Source organism: Proteus sp. fly-1089 (assembly GCF_040138965.1).
Classification (GTDB): Bacteria; Pseudomonadota; Gammaproteobacteria; order Enterobacterales; family Enterobacteriaceae; genus Proteus; species Proteus vulgaris_B.
In genome coordinates this window covers 1-591 of sequence record NZ_JBEETS010000022.1, presented here as the reverse complement: position 1 = coordinate 591, position 591 = coordinate 1, and the positions used below count along the sequence as shown (strand labels likewise).

At 36.5% G+C, this 591-nt stretch carries 1 protein-coding gene; it reads left to right on the top strand.

From position 1 onward, the window contains the following. A partial coding sequence (locus ABN080_RS18155; protein ID WP_349441660.1) for a flagellin occupies positions 1-591 on the top strand: 591 nt, incomplete at both ends.

The following is a 591-nucleotide window of genomic DNA, read 5'->3' as shown; positions in this document are numbered from 1 at the left end:
ACAAATTGGGGCAAATGATAAAGAACAAATTAGTGTTAATCTGAAAAAGATGGATGCCACTACTTTAGGGATTGATACATTAGATTTGACTGCAGATGTAGAGAAACTGCATGGTGGTTCAACAAACAGCGTTTCTGTTTCAAATGGGGCAACAACACCTACATCAAAAGATATTGATATCGATACTGCATCATTAAAAACCGCTTTGGCGGCAACTAATGAAACCTTATCTGGGGTTTATTATGCAGTTGACCAAACAACAGGTAAAGAAGATAGAACTAAACTTGCAATAGAAGTTAAAGATAAAAATGGTGATACAAAAACGTATGAGGCAACATTAGATACATCAAACGCTGTTGACGCAACAACTAAAGACTTTATTCCTGGTGGTAAAGTAACTTTAACAAAAGGTGCAGAAATTAAATTTACTAAACCAATCACTATCAATAATGCGCCACTAAAAGGACTTGATGATGCGTTGGCACAAGTGGATAGCCTACGTAGCTCAATGGGTGCTGTTCAAAACCGTTTAGAATCGACTGTGAATAATCTAAACAATACTGTGACTAATTTAACTGCAGCAAACAGCCG